The 1,403-nt window shown below is 63.4% G+C and carries 1 protein-coding gene; it reads left to right on the top strand.

Annotated features, from left to right (window positions below; translation table 11 throughout):
* Positions 1 to 113 precede the first annotated feature (113 nt).
* Positions 114 to 1,262: an ISNCY family transposase gene (locus tag ACFQU0_RS20610; protein WP_382203950.1), complete on the top strand. Its 1,149-nt coding sequence runs from the start codon at positions 114 to 116 to the stop codon at positions 1,260 to 1,262.
* The last annotated feature ends 141 nt before the right edge of the window (positions 1,263 to 1,403 follow it).

Genomic DNA, 1,403 nt, shown 5'->3' with positions numbered 1-1,403 from the left:
TGTCAGCAGCAAATGAGTTGTCCGGTTCGTAGCAAGTAATCTGTCCGGTTTGTGGAGGAGCGATGCAACACGCCCCCATGAGCCGGGCCCGCTACATGCAGGAGAACCGGAAGATGAGATTCACAGAAGCCTTGGAAGGCTGGACACAAGGGCGACTGACCCAGGCCGAAGCGGCCTTGCTGCTGGGGCAGTGCGAGCGCAGCTTTCGCCGCCACATCGAGCGCTACCAAGCCGACGGTCTGGACGGGCTGTTGGACAAACGGCTCAGCCAGATCTCCAAACGCCGCGCCAGTGACGCCGAAGTCGACCACGTGGTGGCGCTGTACAAAAGCGGGTTTGCTGGCTGGAACGTGGCGCACTTTCACACCAAGTACAAAGCCGAGTGTGGCGGTGCGCGCAGCTACAGCTGGCTCAAGAGCGTGCTGCAGGGCGCTGGGGTGGTCAAAGCCTCCAAGCGCCGGGGCACCCACCGCATCAAGCGCGAACGGGCCCCGCTGGCGGGCATGCTCATGCACCAGGACGCCAGCACCCACCGCTGGGTGCCCGCCCACGTCTGGGACTTGGTGGTGACCCTGGATGACGCCACGGGCGAGCACACCAGCATGTTCTTCTGTCACCAGGAGGGCACGGCGTCGAGCTTTCACGGCATCGGCCAGACGATCGCACGCTATGGTCTCTTTGCCAGCCTGTACACCGACCGGGGCAGCCACTACTTCACCACGCCCGAAGCAGGCGGCAAGGTTGACAAGGCCCATCTGACCGAGGTCGGGCGCGCGCTCAAGCAACTCGGCATCGAGCACATTGCGGCCTACTCGCCCGAGGCGCGCGGCAGAAGCGAGCGGGCGTTCCAGACCCATCAGGGGCGTCTGCCACAGGAGTTGGCCCGGGCCGGGATCACTGACATGGACAACGCCAACCGCTACCTGGAGGAGGTCTACCGAGTCAGCCACAACGCCGAATTTGGTGTGCCCAGCACGTTGCCGGGCTCGGCCTATGTGCCCTTCATCAGCGGCAGCCTGCCCGACATCTTGTGTGAACAGCACGAGCGCACCGTGGGCAATGACAACTGCGTGGCGTTTGCAGGTCTGAGCCTGCAGATTGCGGCCGATGAGTTCCGCTACCACTACGTGCGCACCCGGGTGCGCGTGCACCGCTATGTGGACGCCACGCTGGCGATCTTTTATGGTCCTCGCAAGCTGGCAAGCTTCGATGCCCAAGGCAAACCAACGCGGGACAAGGAGGTGCAGCGGCTGGCCGCATGAGCTCGCCTTGACACATCGCGTGCTGGCAGCCAAGCCGCTTCGGGCTGCGCCCTTCGCAGCTTGGCTGCCAGCACCATCACATCACGTCAAAGCGGACAATCTACTTGCTACAAAACCGGACAGTTCTATTTGCTGCTGACA

The organism is Hydrogenophaga defluvii, from assembly GCF_042665235.1.
Classification (GTDB): Bacteria; Pseudomonadota; Gammaproteobacteria; order Burkholderiales; family Burkholderiaceae_C; genus Hydrogenophaga; species Hydrogenophaga defluvii_A.
Note: the sequence above shows the minus strand (reverse complement) of the source record. Positions and strands in the feature narration are given on the sequence as shown.

Coding starts and splice junctions, on each gene's coding strand:
- ACFQU0_RS20610 (WP_382203950.1), top strand. CDS start 114: ATGAGATTCACAGAAGCCTTGGAAGGCTGGACACAAGGGCGACTGACC.